Here is a 973-nt window from a genome sequence, read left to right on the forward strand (position 1 = left end):
TATAAGCTTTCTGCATGTTCATGACCGACAGATAATGTTTGACCTGGAGCACATAATTATCCGGAATTGCATCATCATCCCATTTCTTACTTGCATTGTAATTACAGGTCTTACATTCAAGAATTCCATATGTACCATCGGGAAATAAAATAAAAAAATCCACATCTGCAAGCATGAACGGATACAGAGGATGCCGGAACATTTTTCTTACCGGAAATACCTTCAGTCCTGTCTTTCTGACAAAAATTTCTGCGACAAGATCTTCCAGCCGATGCCCGACTTCCTTTGCAACCCAGTTACTTTCTTCTTCCTCCGGAATAGCAGGCAGGATTCCCACCTTGTTGTTATATAGATCCCGGATTGTCGCAAACGGGGAGATTCCCATGATGGCGGCTACATCGCTGCCACCAATTCCCTTTTTACGGTAATCAAGCCATTCCTCTCTCGTAAGTCCACTGATATCCACTACAATCTCCGGTTCATAATTCAAATTCAGTCCTGTCATTCTTTATTTCCTCCTTCTGATTTTTCTTATTGCCTTACCATTTGATTGCTCCGCCTACATCAAACTCTTTCCAGTCTAAAGCCAATGCACGGGTAATCTGTTCTTCCAGATTAATGATTGCTGCTCCCTGCATTCCTTCACAGGCTGCAAAGAACGATGCTTCGTTCATAGCAAAATAAATATCATGTGCAGTGCAGGGTCCGTTTCCTTTCTGGAACTCAAACATTTCCGCCGCATCATTGATCAATTTTTTTCGGATTCCCAGGCGTTTCATCAATAAACGAATACAATTCAGCGGATGATGGATTTCAATATCCATCAATTTCGTTATATCTGAAATTGCATCCTGATATCTGGAACAGAGCATTCTTAAATTTGCCAGAAACTGTGTCATATCAGCACCGCCGGTATGCGCCAGTTTAATTGGACTGCCAAGACTGATCGTCCTGCCACTGCTGGAACAAGTCA

1 protein-coding gene and 1 pseudogene are annotated in these 973 nt (G+C 42.2%); both read right to left on the minus strand.

Annotated features, from left to right (window positions below):
• The coding region (locus JQM82_RS16655; RefSeq protein ID WP_235251379.1) for a YqaJ viral recombinase family protein at positions 1-505 on the minus strand (505 nt) is incomplete at its 3' end.
• 34 nt (positions 506-539) lie between these two features.
• Positions 540-973 (minus strand): annotated as a pseudogene (locus tag JQM82_RS16660) (transposase); the annotation flags it as partial.

It is taken from the genome of Faecalicatena contorta (assembly GCF_021531995.1).
GTDB classification, from domain to species: Bacteria; Bacillota; Clostridia; order Lachnospirales; family Lachnospiraceae; genus Dorea_A; species Dorea_A contorta_A.